The 6,223-nt window shown below is 65.4% G+C and carries 4 protein-coding genes; all 4 read left to right on the plus strand.

What is annotated here, in order from left to right; genetic code table 11:
- On the plus strand, positions 1 to 3,306 hold a 3,306-nt coding region (nifJ, locus tag ACMO6A_RS00485), incomplete at its 5' end, for a pyruvate:ferredoxin (flavodoxin) oxidoreductase (protein ID WP_418470641.1).
- Positions 3,307 to 3,440: 134 nt separating this feature from the next.
- Complete coding sequence (locus ACMO6A_RS00490; RefSeq protein WP_009306319.1) at positions 3,441 to 3,740, plus strand: type II toxin-antitoxin system RelB/DinJ family antitoxin; 300 nt, start codon at positions 3,441 to 3,443, stop codon at positions 3,738 to 3,740.
- A 1-nt stretch (position 3,741) separates the two neighbouring features.
- Positions 3,742 to 4,206 (plus strand): type II toxin-antitoxin system VapC family toxin, encoded by a 465-nt coding sequence (locus ACMO6A_RS00495; protein ID WP_009306317.1) that lies wholly within the window; start codon positions 3,742 to 3,744, stop codon positions 4,204 to 4,206.
- Between the two features lie 221 nt (positions 4,207 to 4,427).
- Positions 4,428 to 6,223: DEAD/DEAH box helicase (locus tag ACMO6A_RS00500; RefSeq protein WP_418470642.1), on the plus strand; the 1,796-nt coding region annotated here is incomplete at its 3' end.

Here is a 6,223-nt window from a genome sequence, read left to right on the forward strand (position 1 = left end):
CTGACCACCACCTACACGGCTTCCCAGGGTCTGCTCCTCATGATCCCCAACATGTACAAGATGGCCGCCGAGCAGCTGCCGTGCGTGTTCCACGTCAGCGCGCGCACGCTGGCCACCCAGGCGCTTTCCATCTTCGGCGACCATTCCGACGTCATGGCGTGCCGCCAGACGGGCTTCGCCATGCTGGCCGAGACGAACGTGCAGGAGGTCATGGACCTGTCGGCCGTGGCGCACCTGTCCGCCATCAAGGGCCGCATTCCTTTCATCAACTTCTTCGACGGCTTCCGCACCTCCCACGAAGTGCAGAAGATCGCCGTGTGGGACTACGAGGATCTCGCCGACATGTGCGACATGGAGGCTGTGAGCGAATTCCGCGAGCATGCGCTGAACCCCGAGCGTCCGGCCATGCGCGGCAGCCATGAGAACGGCGACATCTTCTTCCAGCATCGCGAGGCGTGCAACGGCGTGTACGATGCGCTGCCCGCCATCGTCGAGGACTACATGCACCAGGTGAACGCCAAGCTGGGTACGAACTACGAGCTGTTCAACTACTATGGCGCGCCCGACGCCGACCGCGTGATCGTGGCCATGGGCTCGTTCTGCGACGTGGTCGAGGAGGTCGTGGACTATCTGAACGCCCAGGGCCAGAAGGTGGGCCTCGTGAAGGTGCGCCTGTATCGCCCGTTCGTGAGCGAGAAGTTCATGGCCGCGCTGCCCGCGACGGTGCAGAAGATCGCGGTCATGGACCGCACGAAGGAGCCGGGCGCGCTCGGCGAGCCCTTGTATATGGACGTCATCAACGCGCTCGCGCACGAGGGCCGCGCCGATCTCACGGTGGTAGGCGGCCGCTACGGCCTGGCGTCGAAGGACACCCCTCCGTCTTCGGTGTTCGCCATCTACCAGGAGCTGGAGAAGGACGCGCCGGCGCGCGAGTTCACCGTGGGCATCGTCGACGACGTGACGAACCTGTCGCTTCCCGAGGATCCGAACAGCCCGAACACCGCAGCCGAGGGCACCATCGAGTGCAAGTTCTGGGGCCTCGGCGGCGACGGCACGGTGGGCGCGAACAAGAACTCCATCAAGATCATCGGCGACCACACCGACAAGTACGTGCAGGCATACTTCCAGTACGACTCGAAGAAGACCGGCGGCGTGACCATCAGCCACCTGCGCTTCGGCGACTCGCCTATCCGCAGCACCTACTATGTGAACAAGGCCGACTTCGTGGCTTGCCACAACCCCTCCTACGTCACCAAGGGCTTCCGCATGGTGAACGACGTGAAGCCGGGCGGTGCGTTCATGATCAACTGCCAGTGGACGCCCGAGGAGCTTGAGCACCACCTGAACGCCGAGGCGAAGCGCTACATCGCCAACAACGACATCAAGCTGTACACCATCAACGCCATCGACCTCGCCGCTGAGATCGGCATGGGCAAGCGTACGAACACCATCCTGCAGTCGGCGTTCTTCACGCTGGCCAACGTGATCCCGCAGGACGAGGCGCTGCAGTACATGAAGGACGCCGCCACGAAGTCCTATATGAAGAAGGGTCAGGACGTCGTCGACATGAACCATCGCGCCATCGACGCGGGCGCCACGGCGTTCGTGCAGGTGGAGGTGCCTGCAAGCTGGGCGAACGCTGTGGACGAGAACGAGGCTCCGACGCTCGAGGGTCGTGCCGAAGTGGTGAAGATGGTGCGCGAGATCATGGAGCCGGTCGGCCGTATGGACGGCGACCGTCTGCCGGTGTCGGCGTTCGTCGACCACGCCGACGGCCAGTTCGAGCAGGGCGCGGCCGCCTACGAGAAGCGCGGCGTGGCTGTGAGCGTGCCCGCGTGGGATGCCGCCACGTGCATCCAGTGCAACCAGTGCGCTTTCGCGTGCCCGCATGCCACCATCCGCCCGTTCGCCCTCACCGAGGAAGAGGCTGCTGCGGCTCCCGCCGCTACCGTCATGGTGCCTGCGAAGGGCAAGGCCGCTGCCGGCCTGCAGTACACGCTGGCCATCTCGCCGCTCGACTGCATGGGCTGCGGCGTGTGCGTGAACGTGTGCCCGTCTGACTCGCTGGCAATGGTATCCACGGAAAGCCAGCTGGCGCAGCAGGACGTGTTCGACTACTGCGTGGACAACGTGTCCGACAAGCCCGCGCTCGAGGATGCCACGGTCAAGGGCAGCCAGTTCAAGCAGCCGCTGCTGGAGTTCTCCGGCGCCTGCGCCGGTTGCGCCGAGACGGCGTACGCCAAGCTGGTCACCCAGCTGTTCGGCGATCGCATGTACGTCGCGAACGCCACGGGTTGCTCGTCCATCTGGGGCGGTCCGGCCGCTACGTCGCCGTATACGGTGAACGCCGAGGGTCGCGGGCCTGCGTGGTCGAACTCCCTGTTCGAGGACAACGCCGAGCACGGCCTGGGCATGTTGCTGGGTCACGAGGCGGTGCGTGACCGCCTGGTCGGCAAGTTGGAAGCCATGGCAGCTAACGACAAGACGCCGGCTGAGACCAAGGATCTTATCGCGGCGTACCTCGACACCATGGCCGATGGCGAGGCGAACGCCAAGGCCGTCGAGGCGCTCGTTCCCGCGCTCGAGGCTGCTGCCGAGAACGGTTGCCCGGAGGCGCCCGAGATCCTGCAGAACAAAGAGTACCTGAACAAGAAGTCCGTCTGGATCTTCGGCGGCGACGGCTGGGCCTACGACATCGGTTACGGCGGCCTCGACCACGTGCTGGCATCCGGCGAGGACGTGAACGTGTTCGTGTTCGACACCGAGGTGTACTCCAACACCGGCGGTCAGGCTTCGAAGGCAACCAACATCGGCCAGGTCGCCCAGTTCGCGGCCGCGGGCAAGGATGTCAAGAAGAAGAGCCTCACCGAGATCGCGATGGCGTACGGCTACGTGTACGTGGCGCAGGTTGCCATGGGCGCCAAGCCGGCCCAGACCATCAAGGCCATCGCCGAGGCCGAGGCCTATCCCGGACCGTCGCTGATCATCGGCTACTCGCCGTGCGAGATGCACTCCATCAAGGGCGGCATGGCGAACTGCCAGGACGAGATGAAGAAGGCCGTCGACTGCGGCTACTGGAACCTGTTCCGCTTCAACCCGGCCGCCGAGCCCGGCAAGAAGTTCACGCTGGACTCCAAGGAGCCTGCGGGCGGCTACCAGGAGTTCCTCATGAACGAAGCGCGTTATAGCCGTCTGACCCGCGAGTTCCCTGAGCGCGCCAGCGAGCTGTTCGAGCGCAACGAGAAGGCGGCCATGGACCGCTACGAGCACCTGCTCAAGCTCAAGGACGTCTACGCCGAAGCGTAAGCCGTTTTCAAGGAACACGATGAACGAAAGCCCCCGACGCGAACGAGCGTCGGGGGCTTTTTGCGTCCGAGAGTTGTTCTTCGTTGATGTTGTACGAAAATGGTTGTACAATTGAGCACACGAAAGGAGTCGGCATGGACGATTCTATGGTTACGGCACGCATGCTGGATGAAAAGAAGCGCAAAGGCGCTCGCATCCTTGCGCGAGAGGGTCTCAGCGCTTCTCAAGCGATCAACCTCATGTACGACAAAATGATCGAGGAGGGGGAGGCGGGTTTCCTTCGAGCCGATTCGAGCCGTATCGGCGATGAGGCGAAGTGGGCCGCTGCTTCTCGCTTCGTCGATTCTCTATCCTCGAAGCGCGCTTCTCGTTTCGACGATATGACTAAGGCAGAGGTGAGGATGGAGCGCCTGCGTTCGAGGGGCATGATGTGATATGGCTCGCATGAAGCTCCTGTTGGACACCAATGTCGTTATCGATTATCTGCATGAGCGCGAGCCATATTACGAAAAGGCGCGCTTGCTCATGACGGCGGGCCGTGTGGGGGAATTCAGTCTCTGGATCACCTCGTCGCAGGTGACCGATCTTATCTACATCCTCTCGGAGGGCGGGAAGCGCTCGCTGTTGTCGCATGTGCTTGAGCAGCTGCGAGGGATGCGGACGTTCGTGAACGTGCATGCCGTCAGCGATCGGGAGGTCGATCGGATGCTGGCAGCCTCGTGGAAGGATCCGGAAGATTCGCTTATCTTTGAATCGGCATTGGAGATGCGCGCCGATGCAATCGTCACGCGCAATCAGAAAGATTTCGAGTCATCGGTGATCAAAGTGGTGGACTGCGACGAATTCTTCGTCTGGATGCGCAAGGACTTCGGATTGGACTACGAAGAGGTGGTCATCTAGCGAGATGCGTGATCGGACGCATATGAGTGAAACGTGGTCGGCTTCCCCTTCGGGGTGAAGCCAATTGCGATTCGTGCCCAGTGCGTCTATCCGCACCGCGATGCGCAGAGCTTCGGGCCGTCGTGCGAACGGGCGGGTATCAGCCGCCCGTTGCGCAAGACGGGCGGGCGCTCATGCGCTACCATGGGGGCACCCGATTTCAGAAGGAGCCGACGCACGCCATGGACGAAGCACGCGAGCCCACCCCTCATGCCCTGACGCGATTCTCCGACGAGGTGCGCGGCTGGTTCCTCGATGCCTTTCCCGAGCCCACGCCGTTGCAGGAGCGTGCCTGGGACGTTATCGAGGGCGGCGAGAACGCGCTGGTCATCGCACCCACCGGCTCGGGCAAGACGCTTGCTGCGTTCCTGTTCGCCATCGACGAGCTTATGCGCGAGAAGGCGGCGACGGCGGATTTGCCGAAGAAGGAGCGTCCCGGCAAGGGCGTGCGCGTGCTGTACATCTCGCCGCTGAAGGCGCTCGGGGCGGACGTGGAGCGCAACTTGCAGGCGCCGCTCGCCGGCATCGCGGCGCGCATGGCGGCCGCAGGCGGCGCGATGCCCGAAGTGCGCACGGGCATGCGCACGGGCGACACCACGCCCGATCAGCGCCGTAGCCTGCAGCGCAACCCGCCCGACATCCTCATCACCACGCCCGAGTCGCTGTACCTCATGCTCACGTCGCAGGCGCGCGAGACGCTGCGCACCGTGGAAACCGTCATCGTCGACGAAGTGCACGCGTTGGCGGGAAGCAAGCGCGGCGCGCACCTGGCTTTGAGCCTCGAGCGCCTCGACGACCTGCTGGACGAGCCGGCGCAGCGCATCGGGCTGTCGGCCACCGTGCGTCCGCGCGACGAGATCGCGCGCTTCCTGGGCGGGCCCCATCCCGTGCGCGTCGTCGCCTCCGAGGGGCGGCCCGACATGGACGTGCGCGTGCGCGTGCCCGTGCGCGACATGACCGCCGTGCCGACGTTCGGGGGAAGCGACCTGACGGGGGGCGGCGCGGGAAAGCGCGGGGGAGGGCCGCGCCGCGCGCCTGCGGAGGAAGCGTGGAAGTCCGACCGCGCCCTGCGCGCCGCCATGGCGAAGTCCTCGCTCCCGGCGAGCACGACGAGTCCCGACAGCCGTCTCGGCTCGTCTTCCATCTGGCCCTACATCGAAGCCTCCATCCTCGACGAGGTGCTGGCGCACCGCACCACCATCGTGTTCGTGAACTCGCGCGGGCTGTGCGAGAAGCTGACGGCGCGCCTGAACGACCTGTACGCGAAGCGCATGGGCATCGCGCGCGGCGTCGATGCGGACGCCCCGGCGGCGCCCATCCGCTCGGATCTGGGCTCTACGGCGGACATGTCCACGGGCGCGCCGGCCGTCATCGCGAAGGCGCACCACGGATCGGTGTCGAAGGAGAAGCGCCTGCAGGTGGAGCGCGAGCTGAAAGCGGGCGAGCTGCCGTGCGTGGTGGCCACCTCGTCGCTGGAACTGGGCATCGACATGGGATCCATCGATCTCGTGCTGCAGGTGGCGGCCCCGCCGTCGGTGGCCAGCGCCCTGCAGCGCATCGGGCGCGCGAACCACCAGGTGGGCGGCCGCTCGACGGGGTCCATCTTCCCGCGCACCCGCACCGAGATCATCGACGCGGCCGTGGCGGCCGAAGGCATGTACGAGGGTCGCATCGAGCAGACGGCGCTCGTGAAGAACGCGCTGGACGTGCTGGCCCAGCAGACGGTTGCGGCGGTGGCCATGGACGAGCTGGCGGCGGACGACTGGTTCGACACCGTGCGGCGCGCGGCCCCGTATTCCGAGCTTCCGCGACGGGCCTTCGATTCGGTGCTGGGCATGCTGGCCGGCCGCTACGCGACGGCCGATTTGGCCGAGTTCTCGCCGCGCATCGTGTGGGATCGCGAGCGCGGGCGGCTGCTGGCGCGTCCCGGCACGCAGCGCCAGGCCGTCATGTCGGCGGGCACCATCCCCGACCGCGG

This window comes from Eggerthella sp., from assembly GCF_048329335.1.
Classification (GTDB): domain Bacteria; phylum Actinomycetota; class Coriobacteriia; order Coriobacteriales; family Eggerthellaceae; genus Eggerthella; species Eggerthella lenta.

Excerpts from the sequence above, each read along its gene's own strand:
- ACMO6A_RS00490 (WP_009306319.1), top strand. The coding sequence starts at position 3,441 with ATGGACGATTCTATGGTTACGGCACGCATGCTGGATGAAAAGAAGCGC.
- ACMO6A_RS00495 (WP_009306317.1), top strand. The coding sequence starts at position 3,742 with ATGGCTCGCATGAAGCTCCTGTTGGACACCAATGTCGTTATCGATTAT.